This window comes from Spiroplasma endosymbiont of Sarcophaga variegata (assembly GCF_965178695.1).
GTDB lineage: Bacteria > Bacillota_I > Bacilli_A > Mycoplasmatales > Mycoplasmataceae > Spiroplasma > Spiroplasma poulsonii.
Genome location: NZ_CBCXVU010000002.1, coordinates 444,413 through 469,512 on the forward strand (window position 1 = coordinate 444,413; position 25,100 = coordinate 469,512).

The following is a 25,100-nucleotide window of genomic DNA, read 5'->3' on the forward strand; positions in this document are numbered from 1 at the left end:
TTGTTGTATCATCTAGTAAAGGTGTTTCAGGTTGGTATATTGACACAAATGGTCTTATTAGTTCTTTTGAAAATATAAAAATAGGTAATTTAAAAATTAAAAGAAAATTGGTGAGTTAATAATGAAACAAGATAAAACAACTTGATTAAAAGGTGCCTTACCTTGAAATTGATTTAAAAAAGACCCTATTCCGACTTATAATTGAACTCATAAAGATATTAGAGAATGAGAAAGAAAATATAAAATTCGTAGTTGAGTAGTTAGTTTTTATACATTGATATTTTTAGCATTAAATTGTTGATTAGAATATGGCATGATCAATGCAATAAAAGATAATATTAATTGATATAATTATGGTCAATATTGAGGTAATGGAATTGCTATTTTATTAACACCTTTATTTACACACGGAATTCAGGGTATATTTGTTGCTAGTAGTAAACCCAAAGTAGATATGAAAATTGATATTCCACGATTAAAAATATCTAAAATGGGATTAGTATTTACAATTTTACCTTTAATTACTTTAATAATTTCTTTAATTATTATTTGAATTGATAAATCAAAATGAAAAAAAGACCATTTAAGACATTGCTTAGATTGTCGAATTAATTCTCGTGTTATTCAACCAAGAATAGCAAAACAATGAAATAATTTGGATGGTATAACAGAAGAAATATTTAAAAATATGCAAGATGAATATACTAAAAAACAAGAAGAAAATAACAAAGAATTAAATTTAAAATAAACTATATATAGGGGCGGTTGATATTTTTGGGTGGTTATATAGTTTAATTTATAAATTATTTTGTTCTGAAAGAATGGATGGCCACTGTTTGAGTAAGGATAAGAAAGGAAATAAAGAAATGGAAATTAGTAATGAAATAGTAATTGCTTTACTTGTGTTAGCGGGTGCTGGTGGAATGGGTAGTCTTGGTATTCTTGGATTATCTGCTAAAAAAATTAAAAAATATAAAGCAGAAATTAGAGAATTAAGAACTGCTGTTATTGCTCACGAAAAACATTTACGAGGACCTGATTATGCAACAGAATTAGCATTAAAAACAGGTCAAATTAAAAATGTTAAAAAACAAGTTAAAGTAAATGACAAAAAACAAGCACAAAAAGATGCTATTAAAAAACTAACAAATAGTATTTAAAAAAAATAACCTTAATTGGTTATTTTTTATTTTCTAATATTAAGTCTAAATTTTTAACTTTACAAATAACTAAATTATTTTTTCCATAATTATTTTTATAATATTCTCAGTATTCAGTTGAATTAATATCTACATCTTGTTTATCAATCCCAATTATATATTCACCACGAGGGTTTTTACAAGGGCGATTACCTTGTTCAGATCGATAACATAAAATATAATTATTCATATTCTTTATTTCCTTTATAATGTGTTATATAAAAGTTAATAAGATATTCAATTCGTTGCGAATAAGTAAAGTTATTAAATTCATTTCAAACTTTTTCTTCATTTTTATTTAAGTAAATATTAACATTACGAATTTGACAAGAATAATACTTTCCTGTTTTTTGATTATATGAATGTTTCATAATATTAACTTTCATAATTAGCAATAATAATTGCATCTCGTAAATGATTACTTATTTTTTCATTATTATAAAATCAACCTTTACCATATTGATAAGTTAAATTAGTATCTTTATCAAATTTTCATATACAACTATCATTATATTTACTTAAATTTTCCATATTTTTAACAACTGATTTAGTATTTTTTGGTGATACTCAATTAATAAAATATTTATAAACAGATAATGCTCCTAATAATCTTAATAAATCATCTCTATCTTTACTTGCATTAGCAGATGTATATAAACAATCTTCAATATTAATTTTTTCTTCATAATCAAACAATTTATCATTAATAAATTCATATTGTTCTTTTCAATTTTTATTTGTAAATTCTAATTTTTCAATTAATTTATTATCTTCATAAATAACAATAGCAGTAGTACCTGTTCCTGATGGGTCAATACCTATTTTTATCAAGTGGCTCATTCCTCATCGTTGTTATTATTAATTGTTGGCACTACATTTGATATATCTTCTTCTTTAACTAAATTATTATCTGTCAACTTCTTCACTTGATATATTTTCATTACTAATTTGACCCTTATTTATGCTTATATTGCTATCATTATCAATATAAATCTTTTCATCATTAGTTGTAATAACTGCCTGATCTGATTTATAAGCTTGTTGTAATTCAACAGACATAATACCTCATTTTCTTAATAAAGATGTTAATACTGTTTTTAATGCCATTTCATCAAAAGTAGCAATATAAAATGATTTATTTTTAGCATAAGTTTTAGAATATTTCATAAAATGATTTTCCATTTGTTCTTTGGTCATATATAAAGTTTTTCCAAAACCATTAACCATTTTAAAGTATGCTACATAACCAATAATTGGTAATTTTTCTCTTTCATCTTCATTTTGAATTCAATTAAAACTAGTTCCTTTTAAACGATCATAATTTACTAATTCATTTTCTCTAACATCTGATACTGACATATCTAAATATTGACCACTTCTTTGTGCTAATTGAATATAACCTTTATAACCTATTTGAAATTGAGCTTGATTAATTCATTCTTGGATTTCGCGACCGTTAATAATTCTTGTTATTTTAGTATTATATGGAACTACATAAGCATAACCAAATTGTTTTTCCATTGGTAAATTTAATAAAACTCCTTGATAACAAGCAGTCATAATTGTTTTTGGATCTGCTTTTTGTAATAATTCATTACTATTTGATATTGCAACTATATTACTTTTAAATCTTGCAATTTCATTTTCATTAGAAAATTTACTTTTTATTCATTCTGTTGCTTTATCTGTTCTTAAAAATTCAACAATATTTGCCATATTATTTTTCTCCTTTATTTATTTTAAAATTAATACCTTTAACCCCAATTAAATTAATATCTTTATTACTATCTCACTGATCTTTAATTTCATTTTTAACAATTTGTTCATCAACAACTAAATAATTTTTAATAAGATTAATAAGTTCTAATTTATCAGCATTTTGTAAAAAATCATCATTAATACCAATAACCTCAATATCTTTAATTAATAATTTTTCTTTCCGAAAATTACTAGTAATAATTTTTAATTCTTGCTCTTGTTTTGCTACACTTTTAATTTCTAAAAATTGTTCTTTTTTATGAGTTTCAATAATTTCATTTTGTTTTTGAAATTGAATATTAATAACATTATTTTTTAAAGAATCATGATTATTCTTAATATTATTTTCTAAATTCAAAATATCTTTTCTAATAAAATTTAATTCATCTTTAAAAGATTTTATTAATTCTAATGGTTCTCTAAAAATATAATCAATTTTTGAAACTACTAATTTTAAATCTTTTAGTGATTGTGATTTATATTCTCCATTTATTAATCAAGCTTGTTGTCGATATATAAATTCTGCTAATTCTTGTCCATTTTCATCAATTCATTTTTTAATTGTTAATGCTTTTAAACTTAATTCTTTAAAATTATTTCCTTTTAAATAAAATGGATACGTAATATTTTTAACTTCATTATTTAATTTTAAATCTGCCATAATTAAATTTCCTCTAATTCCATTTCATTAATTAAATTATCAATATATTCATAAGCACTTTCTTCTGAATGACATTCTTCTAATGCCATATTAAATAAATCTTCTTCAGTATAAACATAACCATTTTCATCTTTTCACATACTAATTTACCTCGTTCTTTGCTATTAATATTTCTATTAATTTTCTTCCTTTTTGTTCTTTAATATCAAAATAAGTTATTTCTTGATTTAATAAATGTGCTTCTTCATTTTTAATTAAATTAATATCATCATTAATATTTTCTTTTTGCCCTGTTTTATTATCAAATATATTAATACAAAAATCATTGTACATATATATTGATATTAGATTTTTGATTGTCATATTTACCTCCTATTTTTAACTCGCTGGCACTCACTCCCAAGTGAAAGTGCCAAAGCAAGAGTTAGTTATATAATTAAGTATTTATCTATTTATTTACTACGCCATCCGCTTCACTGCGGGTGAGCGGTGGCGGTATGTTTTATTGTTTAATGTTTAATAATCGACAGTTGTTTTTATAAGATAATTCCAGAGAATTCTCTCTCTTCATCCGCACCATTTCAGGTCAAAGCGTTCAGTTTTTAAAATAAATTCACTTGCACCTTGAAGAGCCTAATGCTGGCTTTGTGGTTTTTAAAACCTCTGTCATCCTCTAATGGGATAATATCTATCGCAAATTTATTTATAAAGTGGCCATCTCAATATTTATTGTCGTTTGATGTTGACCTCGCACTTATCACGACTATCGCTTGTTAAAGCGTCTATTATTTACGGACTGATTACCGCTGGGCTATACCGCCTCATGTGGAATAAAAACACTTAGTTATTTAAAATAACCGTCCCACACTGCATTAAGTTGTAATTTTAATAAATTAATTAACTGAAACAGAGAAAGGACAACACCTTAAATTAGGAGAAAAACAGATACACTTTGTAAAGATTTCTAAGATATTTATAAATGTGTAAACAACTTAAAGAGGGTATCAGAAAGTTGTGTAAAAAGTTTCTATTTTAATAATTTAAGATGCTGTCCTTTCTCTGAATCAATTAATAATTTTGGTTTTACAAATAAAAAAACCATTTTAGTAAATGGTTTAATTTATTATTCTTATTCAATTTCCGAGTTTTTTTCCAAAACCCCAATATTTTTTATACGACCAAAAAAATAGCAATTTACCAAACTTTACCACTTTTATAAAAAAATAATTAAATAATTGCCTATCACAAAAAAAAGACAATATAATTAAGATGGGAAAAATAGTTTTTCCCAAACTGTCTGCCAATTTTTTGGTACACTGATTGATAGAATTGTAAGTACAATAAGTAAAGTAACATAGTCATAGCGATATATACATAAAATAAAAAAATGATATTTTAAAAAATATCATTTTTTTTATTTAAAAATTGTAATTGTAATTTGTGGTTTTAAACTTTCAACCAATTCACGAGAAGCAATCCTCGGACTAAAAGCAGTTGCTGAACCCGCACAAATTCCCATTAACAATGCCGCTTGATAATCCTTTGTTGCTAAATAAGTACCAACAAAACCAGCAACCATTGAATCACCAGCTCCAACTGAATTAACTAACTGTCCTGTTGCTGTATTTGCTAAGTAAACATCGTGTTTTGTTATTAAAATACTCCCATCTTTGCCACTACTAATTAAAACATTTTGCGCACCTTGCGCACGAAGCTTTTGGCCTAGTGCAACAATTACTGTTACTTGCTTAAAGTCGTAATTTGTTCCAAACAATTCATTTAATTCCGCTAAATTTGGTTTAATTAAAAATGGTTTTGTTGCTAAAGTTGATAATAATGCATCTTTTGTTGCATCAACAACAAATGAGATTTGATGGTCATAACAATAAGTACTAATGATTTGATAAATATTATGATCACAATGCTGTGGTAATGAACCAGAAATAATTAAACAATCATTTTTTGTTACTTTTGCTTTAATTAAGGTTAAAATTGTGGTAACATCGGCATCTGTTATTGCAAAAGCAACCCCATTTAATTCTGTTTCTTGCTTAGTTTCTAAACTTTTAATTTTCATATTCGTACGGGTTTTACCACTAACTTCATGAAAATAAGCCGGCACTTGTTGCTCTGTTAAATAATGTTCAAACATTTCCTTGTTATCACGACCCAAAAATCCTAACGCCGTTGTTGGATAACCTAAGTGTTGTAACATAACAGCAACATTAATTCCTTTACCACCAATGACATCATATTCCCCAACCGCTTTATTTGTTTCGCCTAACTGAAAATTAGGAACTTCAATAATTTGATCAATTGCTGGGTTTAACGTTAATGTATAAATCATCTTCTTACTCCTTTATTTCTTATTTTAACATTATAAAAACCCAAATTATTGGGTTTCTACTAATAAATTTAACTTGCTAACGTAATTTTTTTCGCTTTTAAGGCATACATTCTTCAAAAACCAAGAAGTAAAGCACTAATAAAGCTACCAATAATTAAGGCAACAACAGAAATTAAAACTGCCACCCCAATTGAAGCACCATGGTTACTAATTGTAAACCAGTTTTTACCATTGTCTTGAATTTGTAATAACGGAAAGACAAAGAGTCCGCCGTGTGGTGCTAAAGTTACTCCAAACCCACTCACAATTGCCCCAGAAACAGCACTTCCAACCATAATTGATTGAATTGTTCGTTTTGGATCTGATGCAGCAAATGGAATAGCGCCTTCTGTAATAAAGCAAGCTTCTAAGAATCAGTTGGTATTTCCTTGTTCGACATCTTTTTTAGTTCAATATTTTTTAAACATTCTCGTACATAATGCTAATGCTAATGGTGGTACCATTCCTGTTAACATTGCGGCGGCTATGAAGACGGTTCCCCCATTGGTTGAACGAATTCCGGCATAAACATTTTGAGTTGCATCAATTGTTAATGTCCCAAAGACATAAGAGGCTTTATTAATTGGTCCTCCCATATCGGCGGCCATCATTAACCCAATAATGATTCCAATTAAAGCACTTAAATTATAATCCGCAATTGCTTTTAAGCCTTCTCCTAGGCCATAGTTTAAGTAACCTAAGGGAATATTAAGGCCAAACATTAAAACACAAGCTGCTAATGCGGTTAATACGGGAATTAAAACAACGTCACGAACCCCCCCGTACTGATGGATGAAAACGAGCAAATCCTTTTTGGCACCCATAAACAACAAAGGCAACAAGATATCCTCCAATTAAGGCCCCAAAAAATCCCGAATTAAAGTTAGAGATTGAATCAGGGAATAAACGCCCCCATGTGTTAGCTCATCCTGTTTTAGTTGAACTATCATATAACATTCCTGGCGCATTTGCAATTAACCCCGCGGTCATCCCTGGTAATAATCCTTGGGGACCAACAATCGAGTAACAAACATAAGCCCCCAAAATTGGGACCATCATCCCAAAAATAACTTTTCCTAAACCTGAAAATCAAGCGGCAATATCTCGGGTTATTCCAAAATTACCCCCAGTATTACCCGAATCTAATAGAAATCCAATTCCTAAAATAATTCCCCCGGCAACAACAAAGGGTAACATTCGCGATACCCCCCCCCAGCAGGTTTTTAGTAACGTCTTTAAAGTTTTTTAAACTTAATTCTCCAACTTCATCAGCGCCACTTTTACTAACTTTTCCAACAGTTAAGCGTTTTCCAACAAGAGCATCACTGATAACCTCTTGACCATGATAAATAACATCTTTTGTACTTGTTTCCAAATATGAAACACCATTCATTCGGTCCATCCCAGTAATTTTTTTATCAATGCCAAGGATAACTGCTTTTGCGTTTGCAATATCCGTGGCGGTTAAAACATTTTCATTACCACCACGGCCTTGAGTCTCCACTTTAATTGTTAACCCCATTGCTTTTGCTGCTTCTTCCATTTTTTCTTTTGCCATAAAAGTATGCGCAATTCCGGTTGGACAAGCTGTAATACCAACAACATCATAATAACCATTAGAATTTGGTTCTGTTTTATTTTCTGCTGCTGGTTCAACAAAAGCGGCAATAATATCAGCAAAACTTTTTGCAGCCCGAATTTTAACAACAACTTCACTTTTTCCTAAAAAACTAGCAAGCTGCGCTAGTGCTTGTAAATGTTGTTCGCCCCCTTTTTCTGGGGTTGTAATCATAAAAATAACATCGACTGGTTTTTGATCTAAGCTTTGTCAATTAACCGCCTTTTTAAGGGTCATAATTGTAATTGCTGGTTTTGTAACACTGCTACTTGAACAATGGGGAATTTCTAAACCATCACCAACTCCGGTTGGACCTTCTGTTTCACGTTTTTCTAACGCATTAATTAATTGTCCTTTATCATTGACAATTTTACTATTTTCTAACGCTCCTGCTAAGGTTTAAAAAACCGCCGTTTGATCCTTAACTGCCGTTTTTAAGAAGGTTGTTGTTTTGGTAAAATAATCAATTATCTTCATAATTATTGCTACTGCTTCCTTTCTCTTAATTTGTAATAATTTCAACTTCTGAATGTGAAGCAAATTTTACTAATGATTTGACGTTAAATTTTGACTTGTCAGCTAGAACATAACTTTTGCTTGCACATTTAATAACCTCCGCTTTAATCATTGCTTCTTCAGGATCAGTTGTATATAAATTCGCACCGCTAATCCCATTAACCCCTAAGAAAGCACAATCAAGGTGATACTTTTGCAAGGTGCTAACTGCTTCTCATCCAATTAAAGCCCCTGTTTGGTGCTTATACTTACCACCCAAAACATAAACATTATTAAACCCTGCTAAGGCTAGTAATTAGATATGAAAAATGGAATTTGTAATAATAACTAAGTCATCATCTGGTCGCATTAACTTAATTAACGCTAATGTTGATGAACCAGCATCTAAATAAAGCCACATTTTTGGTTTGATTTTTTTAACTGCTTGTTGCGCAATTAAATATTTTGCTTCAGCATGGTGCTGAATCTTTTCGTTTAATTGTTCTTCTAACCGAAATTCACGGACTTTTTGCAGTTTAACCCCACCATAAACACGCTTTAATAACCCTTGTTGTTCCATTTCTGTTAAATCCCGACGTAAGGTTGTCGGTGATAACTGTAATTTTGTAATTAAATCATTAACAAGTACTAAGTGTTGTTCATCTAAACAAGCTAAAATTTTTTCTCATCGTTGTTCTTTTAACATCATCTCACCATCCTTATTATAACTCCTTTTTAACCAAAAACAACCCAAAAAAACACTTTAATTTTGTCGAAAACTCTTGATATTTATAAAATATACCTAAAATTAGGTATATTTTTAATATATGGAGGTAAATAAATGATGAAAAAAATAATTACAGAATTAATAAATAGCTTAACAGATGATCAATTTTTAGAATTTTATGAAAAAATAAAACAACAAGCAGACTTAATTAAAAAACAAAAACGTTTAAATGAAATTGATCAAAAATTTAGAGATAAAGGCATTATATGTCCTAATTGCAAATCTTTTCATTGTGTTAAAAATGGTCATAATTCCGAAGGAAAACAAAAATATTTATGTAAAAAATGTCGTGCTAGTTTTGATGCATTTCGTCATCATTTTACTTATTGAAGTCATTTAAATTATGAACAGTGAAATTTATTAATTCAAATTTCATTGTTAGGACAATCTAGTAAAATAATTTCTCGTTTTATTAAAACAACCCCAAAAACCGCTTGATATAATCGACAAAAATTAATGCAATCAAAACAATTAGAAAATACACAGTTAAAATTTAAAAAATTAAATGGTCAAATCCAAATGGATGAAACATTTATTAAAGAAATTCATAAAGGCAATTTTAAAGATAAATTTGATAAACGAAAAACTCATCTCGATCCATTTTCAACTGATACCAAATGCTGTATTCAAATGGCAGTTGATAGCAATAATAATATTTTTGTTCAATCCACCAATACCAAAAGATTACAAAAACAATGGATTATTGAAAATATGAATAAGCAACTAATTAAAGAAAAATCAATAATTATTTCTGATATGCAACCACTATATTTATTAGTAGCAAAACAAACAAATTCTACTCTATATTCCACCAAAACTAGTACAAACCCTGATACTAGTTATCAAAAGTTAAATAAGATTAGTAAATTACAATCCAGTCTTAAAGAAGCCTTAATTCATTATCATGGTTTGGGTTTCACTAATATTCAAAATTATTTAAAGCTCTGAAAATGAAAATACCAACACAAAGGTTTAACACCAAACCAACAATCAACGGTATTATATTTTAACGTTTAAAAAATTTAAAGCAAAATCATAATCTTACACAAAATTAGTTTTCAAATTGTCATATTGATGATTTTTTTTATTTCATCAAGAGTTTTCGACAAAATTAAAGAAAAAAACATAAAACAACCCAAAAAAACTGCTACTTAGTAACAGCTTTCTCAATATATGCTTCAATCACATCTTGTTCTTTTAAATCATTATAATTCTTAATTGTTAACCCACATTCAGCACCAACTTTTGCTTCTTTAATATCATCTTTAACATGTTTTAATGAGGATAATTCACCATCATAAACAATAACCACATCACGTAAAATACGTACTCGTGATTTACGCGGAATTACTCCATCTGTGACATGACAACCAGCAATTGTCCCAATATCAGAATGATGGAAGATTTGACGAACTTCTGCTTGCCCTAAGACTTCTTCAACCATTTCAGGATCTAACATTCCTTCAGCTGCGGCAATAATTTCTTCGGTTAACTTATAAATGATGGTGTGCAAACGAATTTCCACTCCTTCATCTTCGGCTTTTTTCCGCACATGTGCAGTTGGACGAACATTAAAACCAACAATAAAGGCTTGACTTGCTAATCCTAAAGTAACATCACTTTCGGAAATCGCACCAACAGTTGCTCGTAAAACATTAATTTTAACTCCCACAATATTAATTTTTTGTAAACTTGATTTAACTGCTTCAACTGTTCCTTGGGTGTCTGCTTTTAAAATAATATTAATTTGTTTTAATTGTCCATCTTTAATTTGTTCAGATAAACTTTCCAACGAAAAAACTTGATTTTTATAACGCTTATTAATAGTATCCGTTGCTTTTCGTTTTAAGGCAATTTCACGGGCTAATTTTTCATCACGAAAGACCATAAAACGATCTCCCGCATTGGGAACCTCATTTAAGCCATGAATAATAACGGGTGTTGAAGGTCCCACTGTCTTAATTTTTTTGCCACTTTCATCAGATAAATCACGAACATACCCAAAAGCACATCCCGCTACTAAAGCATCTTTAATATTTAAGGTTCCTGATTGGACTAATAAAGTTGCAACTGGTCCTAACCCACGATCTAAATGCGATTCAATAACAGTTCCTAAGGCAAAACGATTTGGATTAGCTTTTAATTCCATTAAATCAGCCATTAGTAAAATTGTATCTAATAACTCATCAATCCCTTGGTTTTGTTTTGCACTTCCTTTAACGTAAGAAACTGTTCCCCCCCATTCTTCAGGAGTTAAATCTTCTTGTGATAATTGCATCATAACATTATCTAAGTTTGCTCCAACTTTGTCAATTTTATTAATAAAAACAATAATCGGCACTCCCGCCGCTTTGGCATGATCAATGGCTTCTTTCGTTTGTAACATTACACCATCATCAGCAGCAACAACTAAAACAACAATATCTGTTACCGCACTTCCACGAGCTCGCATTTGGGTAAAAGCTTTATGGCCCGGGGTATCAACAAAAGTAATTTTTTCATTATTTTTAGTCTTAATTTGATAAGCGCCAATGTGTTGGGTGATTCCCCCATGTTCAGTACTAACAACGTTCGTATTACGAATTGTATCTAATAACGTTGTTTTCCCATGATCAACATGCCCCATAATTGTTACAATTGGGGGTCGTTTTTCTAATGATGTATCATCATCATTAACTTCAAAACTCTCAATTAAGTTTTCGTGTGTTACTGATTTTTCACGTTTAAAATCTAACCCAAACTCTAAACATAATTCCCCTAATTGGTCTTCATTTAAATAAGTATTTTGATTTAACATAATCCCTTTTGCAAAAAAGTACTTAATAATTTCACTAACGGGTTTACTAATTTTTTCCGCAAATTCAGCAATTGTTAATGCTTCGGCATAAACAAAAACCCCCTCATTAATATGCGCTTCAACTGTTTTTAATTGTGATTGAATTCGATGACGCTGATTTTTTGCTAATGATTTTTTATTTGACTTGTTATTTTTTTGATTACTCATCTGTCCCTCCTCCTTTTTTATTATTCCTGATTTGTTAATAAAGTAAGTAAACTTTGTGCAAGATGACGATCACTAATACCCAGGGTTTTAACATTCTCGGTTCCTAATGCTTGCTGAGTTAATGTTGGTTCAAGACATTTAAAATAAGGGATATGATAATAAAAACATTTTTGTTCATATTTTTTTGCTTGGGTTGCTCCCCCTTCAATACTATTTAACACCAAAAAAATTTTTTGTTGTTTAATTGCTGTTAATAAAAGTGCTCCTGTTACTAGTTTTCCGGCCTTTTTTGCTAAACCTAGATAACTATAACCTTTCTGCTGTAACATTTTTAATCTCACCCTTCGTTAATTTCATGATATAACATATCATAAAACTCGTCAGTTAACTTTACTTTTAAATCACGCTCTAATGCGTGATTTTTTTTTGCTTTTTCATAAATCTCTAACGTTGGTCGCAAATAGGCCCCCCGTCCATTTGCTTTTCCCGTTGGATCAATGATGATTTCCCCGGTTGGCGTTTTCACAATCCGTACCAATTCTTTTTTTGGTAACATTTGTTGTGAAACAACACATTTTCGCAATGGCGTTTGTTTCTGGTTTACCATTTGTATCCCTCCTAATTAATTATTTATCTTGATTATAATAATCATCGTAATCATCATAATTAATTTCTTCATCCTCATCTTGACTTTCTAATTGTTCATTTTCAAAATAAGAAATGTTTTTTTCAATTTCTTGAATTTCTTCGGCTAACACTTCTGGCGCAGCTTCCGATAAATCATCAACTTGATATTCTTCTTCATTAAGAATCATTGTTTCTTCGGCCATTTGTTCTTCAATAATTTCAAATTCTTCAACTGGTAAATCTACTGTCACTTCAACCGCTGGGACTGGGGTGTTTGTTAAGTCTTTTCCTTTAATTTTATCTTTTAACTTAACTTGTAAAGCAGTCAATTCTTCACTTGTTAAATTTCCATTTCATAAAATTTCAATTTGGTTTGTTAACGCTTCGCTATAACTCATAATGTTTAGTTTTCATTTTGTTAACTTCGCTACTAATTTAGCCGCACTCCCACCTTTTCCAATTGCTAATGACAATTGTTCATCGGGAACGACAACATCAGCTTCTTTGCCCTCATCATTAGTTGTAATTGAAATTACTTTAACTGGTGATAAGGAATTAATGATAAATTGTTGACTATTGTCATCATAAATACAAATATCAATTTTTTCATCTTGTAATTCAGCAGTGACTTTATTAATTCGACTACCCCTACTTCCGACACAAGCGCCAATGGGATCAATGTTTTCATTCGTACTATAAACAGCAATTTTACTACGGCGACCCGGGTCACGAGCAATTGCTTTGACTTCAATTACCTGTTCAAAAATTTCAGGAATTTCACGTTCTAGTAAACGATATAAGAAATCATTACTTGTTCGTAAACCAGTAATTTGCCCGGCATTTTTTGATTTAACAATATCTTCCGCTAAAAAAGTAATTTGTTGTCCAACTTCATAATTGTCAGAAAAAATTAAATTGCGACGAGGAATGTAGGCAAATGTTCGTTCAACTTCAACTAATAAATATTTTTCTTCTGCCGCAATAACAATTCCTGTCATCAAATGTCCTTTTTGCGCAATATATTCATCAAAAATTGAATCTTTTTCGGCTTCTTTAATTTGTTGTTTAATAATTTGACCAACTTGAAAAATTGCTAACCGTGAGAATTCTTCTGAATTAACTGGTTCATAAACTTTATCATCAACGGTAATTTGCTCACCATATTTTGTTTTTGCTTCCTTTAAACCAATTTCTAACAAATCATCTTCAACTTTTTTAACAACTGTTAATTCTTTTTCAACTTTGATTTGACCTGTCTTTTGATCAATATCAACAATAATTGTTGCTTCTGGATCAAAATGTTTTTCATAAGCCTTTTTAATTCCTTCTTTAATTGATTCCAAAATTAAATTGCGACTAATTTGTTTTTCATTAACAATTTCATCAATTGTTACTAATAGTTTTGCACCATCAATCATGCTATAATATATCCTTTCTTAAAATTTAACTGAACAACGCGCCAATTTAATGTTTTGATAAGTTGTTTGTAAGGTTTTGCGAGCCCCTTTTACAAAATAAGTAACCGTTATTGTTTTTTTTTCATCAACTGCTGTTAATTCACCACTAACCGCTGTTAAATTATTAACTTTCTCAATAAATTCAAAATAAACATAACGCTTAACTTGTTGTTGCACTTCACCCCAATTTCGTAATGGTCGCTCAGCACCTGGTGTTGAGACTTCTAACAAGTATTCTTCTACAAACAAATCAAGTTCATCAACTAAATGATTAATTTCTTCACTAATAATTGTTAACCGATCTAAATCAAGCACTGTTGTTTGATCTTCAATTAATATTTGCACAAAATTAGTTCCAAAATCTTGTAAGTAATTAATTGCAAATAATGTTAAATTTTGTTTTAATAAATAATTTTCCAAAGCTGTTTTTAACTGTGCTTGCTGTTTAGTAAATTCTGCCATGCAACACCATCCTTTCTTAAACTATCATAATTAAAATTGTTGGCATTAAAGAAAGAGCACAATTGTGCTCTTTCTTCCCCTTTTTTAATTACACAGTCATTGTAATACTTTATTAATAAAAATGCAAATATTTATAAGAAAAAGATAGAATAAAATATTTAATTAAATGCAAAAAAACATTAAATTTAATAATTGTAATAAAAATAGAAGAATATGAATAAGAATTTTAAATCTCAGTATTTAATTTGCTAAAATATTTACTTAATATAATAATTTTACAACACATAGAAAATATTTATTTTCTAGAAAGGAGAACCAAAAATGGGAAATCCTAATTGTAATTTCCAATGTACTGCTTATAAGTGTAATTGTGAAGATAGTGGTAGTGGTACACAACATGAATTAACAAAAAGTGTTAATTGCCCAACATGTAAACCTACTGATAAGAATAAAAGAAAATCATAATTACAACAACAAATTATTAAAAAATGATATATAAGTTATAATGCCTATATAAATAATTAATGATATATATCAACCAATAAAAATATTTTACATAGTAATTATGTAAAATGAAGTGCAACAAATCTTATTAGTCAAATAATACAATAAAAATCATAAAAAATCAATTATAAATTTTTAAAAATCAAAATATTTATAGTTTTTATTTTATTTTAAGGAAAATTAAGCACACTAAAAAATAATTTATTAAATTACTTCAAATAAACCTATTTAAAATTATCTGAAAATACCTCTTTTGCTGTTTTTCAATTAAGAACAGGCCTTAATTTATCATTTATAACATTAACTACTCAATTTATTTTTTGTTGACTAACATTATTAAAATCAGTTCCCTTAGGAAATCATTGTCTAAGTTCAGAATTCATATATTCAATTAATGGTTTTTGTTGTGGTTTACCGGGGTCACAAAAATAAACTTGTGTTTCAGCAAATATTTCTAATTCTCTTCATTTACTAAATTCTTTTCCTCTATCAGTTATTATTCCTTTAATTTTCCCAAATAAATTATTACTTATAACAATATCTTTAAACTTTTCCACAACTTCATTAGCAGTATGATTTTTTAATTTCATAACAAAATAACTTTTACTATTTTGTTCAACTAAAACCAAATTACTAGATTGATGCTCTTTTCCAACTACGGTATCCATTTCAAATCAACCAACATCAGTCTCTTTTTTCTCAATATCTCATATTGATTTAAAATTAATTAATTTACCACGATTATCAAATTTTCCTTTTGTTTTATATTTTTTACCACGATGACGTAAATTCTGTTTTAAAAAACCATAAAAACCCAAACGAATTCATTTATACAATGTTTTAACACAAACAGGAAATTTAATACCAAACTTTAAAAAATAACGATGAATAAGTTGTGATGGAGAATCACGATAAACATTAAATCTTATATTAATAAAATTTAATTGTTCTTCTGTAAACTTATATCTTTTATTATTCTTTTTTCTTTTCTCATAATACATTTTATCTGACTTATAAGCACTATATTCATCAATAGTTTTAAAACGCTTAATTTCTCGCAAAATAGTACTACGATTTCTGTTCAAACATTTAGCAATTTGTGAAATATTTATTTCACCATTCTTTTTTAAAAATAATTTTAATAATAATTTTTCCAATTTAACCTTATCAATAAAACTTAAATTACTATACATAACATTTATATACCTTTCATTAATTTATAAATTTAATATTAAAATTATTTAATACATTATTGATATATGATAAAATCAATTATAGCATTCAAGTAATTTTAATAAAGGAGAAGTAAAATATGAAAAAGTTACTAAGTATTTTAGGAGTAATCGGATTAACAGCAACAAGTACAACAACATTAATTAGTTGTGAAAAACCAAATAATAATGAAAACGCGGGGGGGTAATAAACCTACACCAGAACCACAACAACTACCAGAAAATAGCAAATGAACTAATATTCCTAGAACACAGGCGCCTAATAAAGAATTTTTAACTGCTACTAATAAATGATATTTTTATATAAATAAATATGAAAATAATTATATAACGACAAAATTTTATTTTGATAATAATTTTATTAATAATCAAAACACTTGATGACAACACTTAAAAAATGATTCAGATTTTATTTGAAACTATAATTTAGTATATCGTTGAAATAAAAACAATGAACCACAAATACCATAAATTAATAAAGACACAGGACTAATAATTGATTGAAAAGAATAAAAGGACTAACAAGTCCTTTTATTAAATTAATCGAACAAACTTCATAAAGATAATTAATAGGAATATATTTGTTATTGTGTTATATAATGCTGGACTAAATTTTCATACCTCAAATGTTTGACTAAAAAAACTATATATTGTTTGAAATATTTTACCAACACCGCTTGCTAATTCGTTTACTTGTTTAACACCAGGAATATTATTAACAACTCAAATTGCGGCATTTTTTATATGACACGCTAAATTATATCAACTACAACTTTCATATTGAGCTTGTCATCATTGTCCATCAGGAAACAACCCGCCATTATTTATTTCTTGTCAGTTATAAATTCCAAAATTAAAATCATAATAACGATACATATCATTTTCTTTTTGAGCTTGTAATTCAAAAACATTATAACCGATTTTTTGTTCTTCAATTTTTTTGTATTTTAAACCGTATTTATCTTTTAAAGCACCTTCAAAAATATAACCTTCATTTTGATTAATATTATAATTATTTGCAACTGAAAAATCATAATTAAACACATTACCATAATTAGTATTATAAAAACGATTTTTAAATGCTGAATACAATTTAATGTCTAATTGATTGTATTTATCAGAAAAATAAAAATAACGAGGATAAATTTTAAAACCATTGTTAGCTAATAAACCATATTTTTTATTATATCCTTGCACATAAGTATTATTTTCTAAATCAAAAATGGTACGTAAATAATCTTTATAAAAATTTTGAGAAACCGTGAACATGCTATTTAATAATTTTTCAAATTGACTTTTAATCATATTATTTTCATTAATTAAAACATCTCTAAAATTAACTAATTTTAAACCAAAAAAGTTAATTAAAACAGTATCATACTGTAAATTATCAATATAACCACTTTCAATAAAATTACTGCGATTTTGAAATACAGGCACCAAAGCATGGGTAAAAAAGGCTTTTAAAAATTTATTAATATCAATTTGACCTTTCATCTGTTCAAAAACCATTTTACCAATATTAGGAGAATTACCTTGATAATAATTATAAGTTTCAGCACTAAAATTAAAAGTATCTTCTTTTTCTTTTATGAAAGAAAATAAAAAACCTAAATCATCAGTATACCAATAACTATTTGCATTATTACCATTTCAATATTGTTTAAAATGTGTTAATTCTAAACTACCTGCAACAATATTTTTCTTTTCATCAATTGTTAAAATCATTCGATAAATTAATTTTTTAGTTAAAATAACATCAGGTTTTCAATCTAATTTTTCCATATTATTAATAATTTCAAAATCAAAAATTATTCTTTCACTACCCAAATTTGGGTCATTATAGTTTGGATTACCACCTTGCTGAATTCGGATATTTTCTTGTACAATAACATCAATATATTTAAGCAAAAAAGAACGAACATTTTGATAATATTCAGTATATCATTTTAATTTGCCATCATTATCAACAACGGGTAATTCTGGTTCACCGTTTCCATCTCAACGATATACTAAATTATAGTTTCAAATAAAATCTGAATCATTTTTTAAGTGTTGTCATCAAGTGTTTTGATTATTAATAAAATTATTATCAAAATAAAATTTTGTCGTTATATAATTATTTTCATATTTATTTATATAAAAATATCATTTATTAGTAGCAGTTAAAAATTCTTTATTAGGCGCCTGTGTTCTAGGAATATTAGTTAATTTGCTATTTTCTGGTAGTTGTTGTGGTTCTGGTGTAGGTTTATTACCCCCCCCCCGCGTTTTCATTATTATTTGGTTTTTCACAACTAATTAATGTTGTTGTACTTGTTGCTGTTAATCCGATTACTCCTAAAATACTTAGTAACTTTTTCATATTTTACTTCTCCTTTATTAAAATTACTTGAATGCTATAATTGATTTTATCATATATCAATAATGTATTAAATAATTTTAATATTAAATTTATAAATTAATGAAAGGTATATAAATGTTATGTATAGTCATTTAAGTTTTATTGATAAGGTTAAATTGGAAAAATTATTATTAAAATTATTTTTAAAAAAGAATGGTGAAATAAATATTTCACAAATTGCTAAATGTTTGAACAGAAATCGTAGTACTATTTTGCGAGAAATTAAGCGTTTTAAAACCTTTAATTTTGTCGAAAACTCTTGATGAAATAAAAAAAATCATCAATATGACAATTTGAAAACTAATTTTGTGTAAGATTATGATTTTGCTTTAAATTTTTTAAACGTTAAAATATAATACCGTTGATTGTTGGTTTGGTGTTAAACCTTTGTGTTGGTATTTTCATTTTCAGAGCTTTAAATAATTTTGAATATTAGTGAAACCCAAACCATGATAATGAATTAAGGCTTCTTTAAGACTGGATTGTAATTTACTAATCTTATTTAACTTTTGATAACTAGTATCAGGGTTTGTACTAGTTTTGGTGGAATATAGAGTAGAATTTGTTTGTTTTGCTACTAATAAATATAGTGGTTGCATATCAGAAATAATTATTGATTTTTCTTTAATTAGTTGCTTATTCATATTTTCAATAATCCATTGTTTTTGTAATCTTTTGGTATTGGTGGATTGAACAAAAATATTATTATTGCTATCAACTGCCATTTGAATACAGCATTTGGTATCAGTTGAAAATGGATCGAGATGAGTTTTTCGTTTATCAAATTTATCTTTAAAATTGCCTTTATGAATTTCTTTAATAAATGTTTCATCCATTTGGATTTGACCATTTAATTTTTTAAATTTTAACTGTGTATTTTCTAATTGTTTTGATTGCATTAATTTTTGTCGATTATATCAAGCGGTTTTTGGGGTTGTTTTAATAAAACGAGAAATTATTTTACTAGATTGTCCTAACAATGAAATTTGAATTAATAAATTTCACTGTTCATAATTTAAATGACTTCAATAAGTAAAATGATGACGAAATGCATCAAAACTAGCACGACATTTTTTACATAAATATTTTTGTTTTCCTTCGGAATTATGACCATTTTTAACACAATGAAAAGATTTGCAATTAGGACATATAATGCCTTTATCTCTAAATTTTTGATCAATTTCATTTAAACGTTTTTGTTTTTTAATTAAGTCTGCTTGTTGTTTTATTTTTTCATAAAATTCTAAAAATTGATCATCTGTTAAGCTATTTATTAATTCTGTAATTATTTTTTTCATCATTTATTTACCTCTATATATTAAAAATATACCTAATTTTAGGTATATTTTATAAATATCAAGAGTTTTCGACAAAATTAAAGTTTAAAACTATTGATGAATATAGTGCTTATAAGTCAGATAAAATGTATTATGAGAAAAGAAAAAAGAATAATAAAAGATATAAGTTTACAGAAGAACAATTAAATTTTATTAATATAAGATTTAATGTTTATCGTGATTCTCCATCACAACTTATTCATCGTTATTTTTTAAAGTTTGGTATTAAATTTCCTGTTTGTGTTAAAACATTGTATAAATGAATTCGTTTGGGTTTTTATGTTATTTTTTTTTGATAATTTAACTAATTCACAAATTTCACTAGTATATTCGGATTTTGAAAATAAAATCATTAAACTCCTATCTTTAAATGAATTTAAAAATAGTAATTGTTCATAAAAATTTTGTGATGTAAAAGAATTAAATCCCAATTTAATTAAACTATTATTTAATTCAGAACAAATCATGGTAGATAATCCAATTTCAAAAATAAAAATACGCTTAGAAATAAAAATACAATTAATAATATCGTTTATTTCTAATAAATTTAAACTATTAATTGTTTCAAAAATAGAATATAAATTAATATTTTTATTTTTTTGAATTGTACTAAATAATTTATCATTATATGAAAAATTAAAACTAGTTTTAACCTGATTAATCTTTTCACAAATAAATATTTTAAGTTCTTTAAAATTTTTATACCCTATTTTTTTGATAATCTAGATATAGTAGATGCCGCTATTCCAAAGTTTTTACTAATTATTTTTATAGAATTATTTAAAAAATATTCTGGGCGGTTATTAATTTCAGTCACTATCTGTTTTTCTAAAGATGTAAAATTGTATAAATCCACAATAATTATTGGAATCATTTAATCCCTCCTTTTATTAAAATTTATAATATATTAAATTTCCAAAAAATTTGCATTTTAATAAAAAAATGCAAAAAATATTAATTTTATTGTAATTTATAAATTTATTTTTAAAATATAAATAATTAAAAAAAATAGAAAGGTGTATAAAAATAAAAATTTTTAATGAAAAATTATTACAATATGTTGATAAACCAATTAAGAAATGAGAAGAAGCAGTTAAAATAGCTTGTAACCTTCTAATTGAAAATAATTATGTTCAGAATGATTTCCCGACTAAAATTATTGAAATTACAAATGATTTAGGACCATATTACATTTTAGCACCAAAACTAGCATTATTGCATATTATGCCCGATTCAACGATTTTAAAAAATGGAATAAGTTTTACATATTTTAAAATTCCAGTTGCTTTTCAAGAAGAACAAAAATATCATATTAATTACTGTTTAACTCTTTCTGCAGAAGATAATTTTTCACACATTGAATTACTACAACAAATTGCAAAATTATTTTCAAAAAAAGAGTTTTTAACTGACATTAAAAAATGTTCTTCAACAATTGAATTAATTAAAATTGTATTAAAGTATGACAATTAAGATAAACAAATGTTTATTTTCTCAATATTATTTTACAAATAAATTTAAAACAAAACTACAATAAAATCAATAAAGAATGTAAATAATATTAAAGTAATTACCTTCTGTTACCTTTATAATTTAAACTTTCTTATAAATCTTCTTCTACTTGTTCTTCTTTTATTAACTTTTGATCAACATCTGATATATGATGACTTCGTTGCCAATCCTTATAAATAAAAAAACCAAACGCAATAGCTAATAAAACTGCTAATACTAATAAAACAACAACGGCAACAATAACTAACATGATTTAATTTCCTCCTTTATTTTTTTCTTACCATAATAACTATTAAATCACGCTACTAAAATTGGCACTAAAATTCCTAATACAAAGGCTAAAGTTGAAATATATCAAGCATTAACAGTACAACTTATAATAAAATCATAGACAGAAAATCCAACAATAATTACTAAAATTAACGGAATTAAATAATACATCATAAATCGATATAGTTTTCCTAACTTAATTAATGATACTTGGTTATTATAATTAACTATAACAGATAGTTTTTTGGCATATCAAACAAAAAAGATAATTTGACTTGGGGATACTAAAATTAGATCTAACCATGCTGCTAATAATTGAAATGAGTTAATTAACTGATAAGTATTTTCAAAGACTAACGAAAATCCAACAATAATAATTGTTGTACAGATTCCGCAAATTACTTTTTGATTACTAATATCATATTGAGTTTCAATTGTATCAACAATAACTTCAACATTTCCGACCGTAGTACTTAACCCGGCAATAAATAATGCTAAAAAGAATAAAATTCCTAAAAAATTCACAACACCAACAATGGTATTTTGATTAATAATATGAAAGGTTTCTGGTAAGACATTAAAGACAAAGACCATTGAATCATTTCCAAATTTATTTGTAATTTGTTCTTGAAATAATAAAATATTATTTTTATCTTAAACTAAATTATTAACGATTGCACCATAAGCACCAAAAATAAAGATTGAGTTAGTAATTGATAAAAATAAAATTCTAATTACTAATAAATAAGCTTTTGAAGTATTATCTTGGTTTTGTGGACCAACCCCAGCAAACCGCATCATCATTCCCATTCCTAATGATGTTGTAAAAAATGCTAACGAGAAAACACTACTTCAAGTTTGGCTTTGCTTTAATTTCTCTAGGTTTTCAACTAAAAACAATGTCGCTAACCCTTGACTACTACCAGGCACCGTTAAAATATAGATTGCTAAAATTAAAATAATTAAAAATAATAAGGGTATAAAAAACTTATTAAGTTTTTCAATTCCTTTAATACCAAATAATAGTACTAAGCCAACTAATAACACAACAAAAAGAAACGCTAAAAAACAATCCACTGAAAACCACCGTTATTAGTGACCCCAAAGCCACTATGTTGTAAAATCTGAATATTAAAAATATTACCATTAACATTACTAATTAACGCAGGACTAAATTCAATCCCAATGGAAATAACGGTGTAACCAACTAATACAGCATAATAAATTGGAATAATGATCATTAAAGTTGCTTGAAATCAACCAACAAATTTACTAAAGCAAACACTTTCTTTTTCAAAAATATTAATAACACTTTTACGACGAAGATTCCCTAAATTAAATTCAAAAATTAATAATGGGACTCCGACAATTAACATTGCAAAAATATAAATTAAGAAAAAATAAAATCCTCCATTTTTATTAATATATCCCGGTAACCCTCAAATTGCCCCTAAACCAATTGCTGCACCTAACGATGAAACAATAAACCCAAATTTTGTCATCTGTTTCTTATTACTCATTTTAATCTCCCTTCTTCTTTAAATTAAAAAATGCAATCATTGCATTTTTTATTCATCTGTTTTTTTACGAGTTGCTTTTCTTAGAGCAGTACTTCAAATAATAGAAATAATAATGCTGACACAAAAGACCCCAAAGATAACAATCAAAGCAATTTTCATAGCACTAGCTTTTGTATTATAATTAATAATATTATCATAACCAAAAACATTGCCACTATATACCCCTTTAATTCCTAATTCATTTAAAATATTACTAAATTTCTTTGCGGCATTTGTTCGAGCCGAAGTTATCATTCCATAATAAAAATCAACCGCATGCCCCATTTCATGGTCTAATGCAGTAAAGATGTTTGGTGAACTTCATCACCCCGTTTGGTATTCTTGACTAATACCACTTTTTAAATAATTGTTAAACCCTTTTGCCGAAAAAACAATAAAAGCAGTAGAACTTGATCAAATTTGATCCGTACCTGTAGTTCTATAAAAAACATATCTTGTAAAAGCCTCGGTTTGACTTGCTTGGTTAACTAATGGGGTATCTGGTGAAAATAAAAAACAAGCTAAGAAATATTTAAAATTATCACCAGTCATAGTATAAGTAATATTAAATAAATTTAAAATTTGTTTCTCAAAACTATTAACAGTACTATCTTCTCAACCATAATAATTTCGCATTGCATCAACACTATCTTTTAAGAAAATGGTACTACCGGTTTGATAATTAATGGTTTCATATTTTGTCAATTTTTTTAAATCACTATCTAATTTATCAAATGATGAATAGTGACTCTGCGTGGCTTGCTGAACAAAATCTTGATATTTCTTTAATGATACTGCAGAAGCTTTCGTATATGAATCATTCATCATATTTGCTAAGCCAGCAGATAAATTATTACCATTAAAATTAATGATATTATCTTGTAAGACATCACCATTAAATATCATAACATCATTAGTGACATCTTTCTTAGCATTTGTTTGTCACATTATTAAGCTTGTTTTAAGAGCATTATAAGTATAACTATTATTTCAAAGATTAAAATTATTTGGAATTTTTTGTTGTAAACCAAATCTTGTCCCAAAAAGTGATTGATATTGTAAATCAACTACATCACTTGGTTTCATTGTTAACGTTGTGTCATAAACTGCTGGTTTTGTTACTGTAATTGAAGCGGTTGAATTAAAAAAATAGTTATCAATGTACTGTAAACTATTTTGTAACGTATCAGGTCTTGCTCCAAAATTATTACTTTGTAAGTATGGATAAATATCTATGAAAAAATTATTTAAAATTTCCCAGCTTTTATTTTTCATTTCATCAGGAGTTGTAATCCATTTTGAATAAGCTTCCGCAAAAAATTCTTTTCAACTATCCATTCCATAAATGCTAATATTAACAATTGATGCCATTAATGCTGTTTCAAACACATTCGCATTTTGCATTGTAACATTACTTGTACTTCCGGCTGTTGAATAAATTATGTCTTTATTGTTAACAATATTTTGTTCTAATTTTTTAACAGTTCTATTAGTACTAATATTTGAAGATTTAGAAATAAAATAACTTAATAAATAACCAGAATAAACAAAATCATAAATATTGTTTGAACTAGATACTGATGATGATCCCTTATAGGGTACTGGTTGAATAATAAAATTAGTGGCGGGAATTAATGTTGTTGTAGCAGAACTAAACACTAATAAACTACTTAGTATTGTCTGAAATTTTCGCATAATTTTTTCTCCTTTTGATATTAATTGGCCTCAAATGTTATGTCAGTTTAAATAAGATACTTATTTATTTTATCAAAAAAAATAAAAAATAACTAATTTTCAATAAAATAAAAAATATCATCCCTCAAACAAA

Annotated in this window: 35 protein-coding genes and 3 pseudogenes; 9 read left to right on the forward strand and 29 right to left on the reverse strand. The window is 27.0% G+C overall.

Going from position 1 to position 25,100, the window contains the following annotated elements; all coding sequences use genetic code 4:
- Positions 1-121: 121 nt before the first annotated feature.
- Positions 122-748 carry a hypothetical protein gene (locus ACOBME_RS04010; protein WP_338964164.1) on the forward strand — a complete coding sequence of 209 codons (627 nt, stop codon included), beginning with the start codon at positions 122-124 and terminating at the stop codon, positions 746-748.
- A gap of 73 nt (positions 749-821) precedes the next feature.
- Positions 822-1,160 (forward strand): hypothetical protein, encoded by a 339-nt coding sequence (locus ACOBME_RS04015; protein WP_338963556.1) that lies wholly within the window; start codon positions 822-824, stop codon positions 1,158-1,160.
- A gap of 19 nt (positions 1,161-1,179) precedes the next feature.
- On the opposite strand, the gene ACOBME_RS04020 is transcribed toward ACOBME_RS04015, so the two are convergent.
- The 13 genes and pseudogenes from ACOBME_RS04020 to ACOBME_RS04080 form a co-directional block, all read right to left on the reverse strand.
- Positions 1,180-1,389, reverse strand: coding sequence for a hypothetical protein (locus tag ACOBME_RS04020; RefSeq protein ID WP_338963231.1), 210 nt, complete (start codon positions 1,387-1,389; stop codon positions 1,180-1,182).
- Positions 1,382-1,585 carry a hypothetical protein gene (locus tag ACOBME_RS04025; RefSeq protein WP_419333849.1) on the reverse strand — a complete coding sequence of 68 codons (204 nt, stop codon included), beginning with the start codon at positions 1,583-1,585 and terminating at the stop codon, positions 1,382-1,384. The genes ACOBME_RS04020 and ACOBME_RS04025 overlap by 8 nt, the downstream gene beginning before the upstream one ends.
- Positions 1,575-2,039, reverse strand: coding sequence for a hypothetical protein (locus ACOBME_RS04030; RefSeq protein WP_338963404.1), 465 nt, complete (start codon positions 2,037-2,039; stop codon positions 1,575-1,577). The genes ACOBME_RS04025 and ACOBME_RS04030 overlap by 11 nt, the downstream gene beginning before the upstream one ends.
- A gap of 66 nt (positions 2,040-2,105) precedes the next feature.
- Positions 2,106-2,915: a recombinase RecT gene (locus tag ACOBME_RS04035; protein ID WP_338964166.1), complete on the reverse strand. Its 810-nt coding sequence runs from the start codon at positions 2,913-2,915 to the stop codon at positions 2,106-2,108.
- Position 2,916: 1 nt separating this feature from the next.
- Positions 2,917-3,618 carry a kinetochore Spc7 family protein gene (locus ACOBME_RS04040; protein WP_338963237.1) on the reverse strand — a complete coding sequence of 234 codons (702 nt, stop codon included), beginning with the start codon at positions 3,616-3,618 and terminating at the stop codon, positions 2,917-2,919.
- Positions 3,619-3,620: 2 nt separating this feature from the next.
- The gene (locus ACOBME_RS04045) at positions 3,621-3,758 is read right to left on the reverse strand and encodes a hypothetical protein (protein ID WP_338963239.1); all 138 of its coding nucleotides are present in this window, start codon (positions 3,756-3,758) and stop codon (positions 3,621-3,623) included.
- 1 nt (position 3,759) lies between these two features.
- Entirely contained in the window at positions 3,760-3,981 is a 222-nt protein-coding gene (locus ACOBME_RS04050) for a hypothetical protein (protein WP_338963241.1), read from the reverse strand.
- 1,051 nt (positions 3,982-5,032) lie between these two features.
- The gene (gene pfkB / locus ACOBME_RS04055; protein ID WP_338964169.1) at positions 5,033-5,965 is read right to left on the reverse strand and encodes a 1-phosphofructokinase; all 933 of its coding nucleotides are present in this window, start codon (positions 5,963-5,965) and stop codon (positions 5,033-5,035) included.
- A 68-nt stretch (positions 5,966-6,033) separates the two neighbouring features.
- Positions 6,034-6,828, reverse strand: a complete 795-nt coding sequence (locus tag ACOBME_RS04060; protein WP_419335363.1) for a fructose-specific PTS transporter subunit EIIC — start codon at positions 6,826-6,828, stop codon at positions 6,034-6,036.
- Entirely contained in the window at positions 6,713-7,201 is a 489-nt protein-coding gene (locus ACOBME_RS04065; RefSeq protein WP_419334366.1) for a PTS transporter subunit EIIC, read from the reverse strand. The genes ACOBME_RS04060 and ACOBME_RS04065 overlap by 116 nt, the downstream gene beginning before the upstream one ends.
- Complete coding sequence (locus tag ACOBME_RS04070) at positions 7,137-8,018, reverse strand: fructose PTS transporter subunit IIB (RefSeq protein ID WP_419335365.1); 882 nt, start codon at positions 8,016-8,018, stop codon at positions 7,137-7,139. Before ACOBME_RS04070 ends, ACOBME_RS04065 begins: the two co-directional genes overlap by 65 nt.
- A 3-nt stretch (positions 8,019-8,021) precedes the next feature.
- Positions 8,022-8,144 carry a hypothetical protein gene (locus ACOBME_RS04075; protein WP_419334368.1) on the reverse strand — a complete coding sequence of 41 codons (123 nt, stop codon included), beginning with the start codon at positions 8,142-8,144 and terminating at the stop codon, positions 8,022-8,024.
- Positions 8,125-8,826: pseudogene (locus ACOBME_RS04080) on the reverse strand (DeoR/GlpR family DNA-binding transcription regulator). The gene ACOBME_RS04075 and the pseudogene ACOBME_RS04080 overlap by 20 nt, the downstream one beginning before the upstream one ends.
- A 132-nt stretch (positions 8,827-8,958) precedes the next feature.
- On the opposite strand from ACOBME_RS04080, the gene ACOBME_RS04085 reads away from it, so the two are divergent.
- A complete protein-coding gene (locus ACOBME_RS04085) occupies positions 8,959-9,921 on the forward strand; it encodes an IS1/IS1595 family N-terminal zinc-binding domain-containing protein (protein WP_338963247.1) in 963 nt (320 codons plus the stop codon).
- Positions 9,922-10,051: 130 nt separating this feature from the next.
- Here ACOBME_RS04085 and infB read toward each other — a convergent pair whose 3' ends face one another.
- Genes infB through ACOBME_RS04110 form a run of 5 tightly spaced genes read right to left on the reverse strand, consistent with a single transcriptional unit; the run spans position 10,052 to position 14,454 of the window.
- Positions 10,052-11,908: a translation initiation factor IF-2 gene (infB, locus tag ACOBME_RS04090; protein ID WP_338964171.1), complete on the reverse strand. Its 1,857-nt coding sequence runs from the start codon at positions 11,906-11,908 to the stop codon at positions 10,052-10,054.
- Positions 11,909-11,928: 20 nt separating this feature from the next.
- Positions 11,929-12,237, reverse strand: a complete 309-nt coding sequence (locus ACOBME_RS04095) for a L7Ae/L30e/S12e/Gadd45 family ribosomal protein (protein ID WP_338964173.1) — start codon at positions 12,235-12,237, stop codon at positions 11,929-11,931.
- Between the two features lie 2 nt (positions 12,238-12,239).
- Positions 12,240-12,515, reverse strand: a complete 276-nt coding sequence (gene rnpM, locus ACOBME_RS04100) for an RNase P modulator RnpM (protein WP_338964175.1) — start codon at positions 12,513-12,515, stop codon at positions 12,240-12,242.
- Between the two features lie 19 nt (positions 12,516-12,534).
- The gene (gene nusA / locus ACOBME_RS04105; protein WP_338964177.1) at positions 12,535-13,953 is read right to left on the reverse strand and encodes a transcription termination factor NusA; all 1,419 of its coding nucleotides are present in this window, start codon (positions 13,951-13,953) and stop codon (positions 12,535-12,537) included.
- A gap of 18 nt (positions 13,954-13,971) precedes the next feature.
- Positions 13,972-14,454 carry an LSm family protein gene (locus ACOBME_RS04110; protein ID WP_338964180.1) on the reverse strand — a complete coding sequence of 161 codons (483 nt, stop codon included), beginning with the start codon at positions 14,452-14,454 and terminating at the stop codon, positions 13,972-13,974.
- Positions 14,455-14,775: 321 nt separating this feature from the next.
- Between ACOBME_RS04110 and ACOBME_RS04115 the strand changes: the two genes are divergently transcribed.
- Entirely contained in the window at positions 14,776-14,919 is a 144-nt protein-coding gene (locus ACOBME_RS04115; RefSeq protein WP_338964182.1) for a hypothetical protein, read from the forward strand.
- Positions 14,920-15,182: 263 nt separating this feature from the next.
- Here the strand turns inward: ACOBME_RS04115 and ACOBME_RS04120 are convergent, their stop codons facing one another.
- On the reverse strand, positions 15,183-16,151 hold the full coding sequence (locus ACOBME_RS04120) for an IS30 family transposase (protein WP_419334373.1): 969 nt from the start codon (positions 16,149-16,151) through the stop codon (positions 15,183-15,185).
- 119 nt (positions 16,152-16,270) lie between these two features.
- On the opposite strand from ACOBME_RS04120, the gene ACOBME_RS04125 reads away from it, so the two are divergent.
- Positions 16,271-16,378 carry a lipoprotein gene (locus ACOBME_RS04125; RefSeq protein ID WP_419334375.1) on the forward strand — a complete coding sequence of 36 codons (108 nt, stop codon included), beginning with the start codon at positions 16,271-16,273 and terminating at the stop codon, positions 16,376-16,378.
- The gene (locus tag ACOBME_RS04130; RefSeq protein ID WP_419334377.1) at positions 16,359-16,661 is read left to right on the forward strand and encodes a hypothetical protein; all 303 of its coding nucleotides are present in this window, start codon (positions 16,359-16,361) and stop codon (positions 16,659-16,661) included. Before ACOBME_RS04125 ends, ACOBME_RS04130 begins: the two co-directional genes overlap by 20 nt.
- A 63-nt stretch (positions 16,662-16,724) precedes the next feature.
- Here the strand turns inward: ACOBME_RS04130 and ACOBME_RS04135 are convergent, their stop codons facing one another.
- Both ACOBME_RS04135 and ACOBME_RS04140 read right to left on the reverse strand, forming a co-directional pair.
- On the reverse strand, positions 16,725-18,467 hold the full coding sequence (locus ACOBME_RS04135) for a spiroplasma phage ORF1-like family protein (protein ID WP_419334380.1): 1,743 nt from the start codon (positions 18,465-18,467) through the stop codon (positions 16,725-16,727).
- A complete protein-coding gene (locus ACOBME_RS04140; RefSeq protein WP_338964107.1) occupies positions 18,445-18,555 on the reverse strand; it encodes a lipoprotein in 111 nt (36 codons plus the stop codon). The genes ACOBME_RS04135 and ACOBME_RS04140 overlap by 23 nt, the downstream gene beginning before the upstream one ends.
- Positions 18,556-18,674: 119 nt before the next feature.
- Here ACOBME_RS04140 and ACOBME_RS04145 point away from each other — a divergent pair.
- Positions 18,675-18,899, forward strand: a pseudogene (locus ACOBME_RS04145) (IS30 family transposase); the annotation flags it as partial.
- Positions 18,900-18,932: 33 nt separating this feature from the next.
- Here ACOBME_RS04145 and ACOBME_RS04150 read toward each other — a convergent pair.
- Positions 18,933-19,895 carry an IS1/IS1595 family N-terminal zinc-binding domain-containing protein gene (locus tag ACOBME_RS04150; protein WP_338963247.1) on the reverse strand — a complete coding sequence of 321 codons (963 nt, stop codon included), beginning with the start codon at positions 19,893-19,895 and terminating at the stop codon, positions 18,933-18,935.
- 77 nt (positions 19,896-19,972) lie between these two features.
- On the opposite strand from ACOBME_RS04150, the pseudogene ACOBME_RS04155 reads away from it, so the two are divergent.
- Positions 19,973-20,212, forward strand: a pseudogene (locus tag ACOBME_RS04155) (IS30 family transposase); the annotation flags it as partial.
- On the opposite strand, the gene ACOBME_RS04160 reads toward ACOBME_RS04155, so the two are convergent.
- Positions 20,144-20,398 (reverse strand): phosphoheptose isomerase family protein, encoded by a 255-nt coding sequence (locus ACOBME_RS04160; RefSeq protein WP_338964191.1) that lies wholly within the window; start codon positions 20,396-20,398, stop codon positions 20,144-20,146. The pseudogene ACOBME_RS04155 and the gene ACOBME_RS04160 sit on opposite strands and share 69 nt — an antisense overlap.
- Positions 20,399-20,637: 239 nt before the next feature.
- Positions 20,638-20,805 carry a hypothetical protein gene (locus tag ACOBME_RS04165; protein ID WP_338964193.1) on the reverse strand — a complete coding sequence of 56 codons (168 nt, stop codon included), beginning with the start codon at positions 20,803-20,805 and terminating at the stop codon, positions 20,638-20,640.
- A gap of 197 nt (positions 20,806-21,002) precedes the next feature.
- Between ACOBME_RS04165 and ACOBME_RS04170 the strand changes: the two genes are divergently transcribed.
- Positions 21,003-21,404, forward strand: a complete 402-nt coding sequence (locus tag ACOBME_RS04170; protein ID WP_338966566.1) for a PTS sugar transporter subunit IIA — start codon at positions 21,003-21,005, stop codon at positions 21,402-21,404.
- A gap of 130 nt (positions 21,405-21,534) precedes the next feature.
- On the opposite strand, the gene ACOBME_RS04175 is transcribed toward ACOBME_RS04170, so the two are convergent.
- From ACOBME_RS04175 to ACOBME_RS04195, 5 genes are read right to left on the reverse strand one after another with little or no spacing between them, the layout of a single operon-like run.
- Positions 21,535-21,693 carry a hypothetical protein gene (locus ACOBME_RS04175; protein ID WP_338964195.1) on the reverse strand — a complete coding sequence of 53 codons (159 nt, stop codon included), beginning with the start codon at positions 21,691-21,693 and terminating at the stop codon, positions 21,535-21,537.
- Entirely contained in the window at positions 21,687-22,307 is a 621-nt protein-coding gene (locus ACOBME_RS04180) for an SLC5/6 family protein (protein ID WP_419334384.1), read from the reverse strand. The genes ACOBME_RS04175 and ACOBME_RS04180 overlap by 7 nt, the downstream gene beginning before the upstream one ends.
- 60 nt (positions 22,308-22,367) lie before the next feature.
- Positions 22,368-22,790, reverse strand: a complete 423-nt coding sequence (locus ACOBME_RS04185; protein ID WP_419334387.1) for a hypothetical protein — start codon at positions 22,788-22,790, stop codon at positions 22,368-22,370.
- On the reverse strand, positions 22,775-23,233 hold the full coding sequence (locus ACOBME_RS04190) for an SLC5/6 family protein (RefSeq protein ID WP_338964201.1): 459 nt from the start codon (positions 23,231-23,233) through the stop codon (positions 22,775-22,777). The genes ACOBME_RS04185 and ACOBME_RS04190 overlap by 16 nt, the downstream gene beginning before the upstream one ends.
- A 48-nt stretch (positions 23,234-23,281) precedes the next feature.
- Positions 23,282-24,967 (reverse strand): hypothetical protein, encoded by a 1,686-nt coding sequence (locus ACOBME_RS04195; protein WP_419334390.1) that lies wholly within the window; start codon positions 24,965-24,967, stop codon positions 23,282-23,284.
- Positions 24,968-25,100 lie beyond the last annotated feature (133 nt).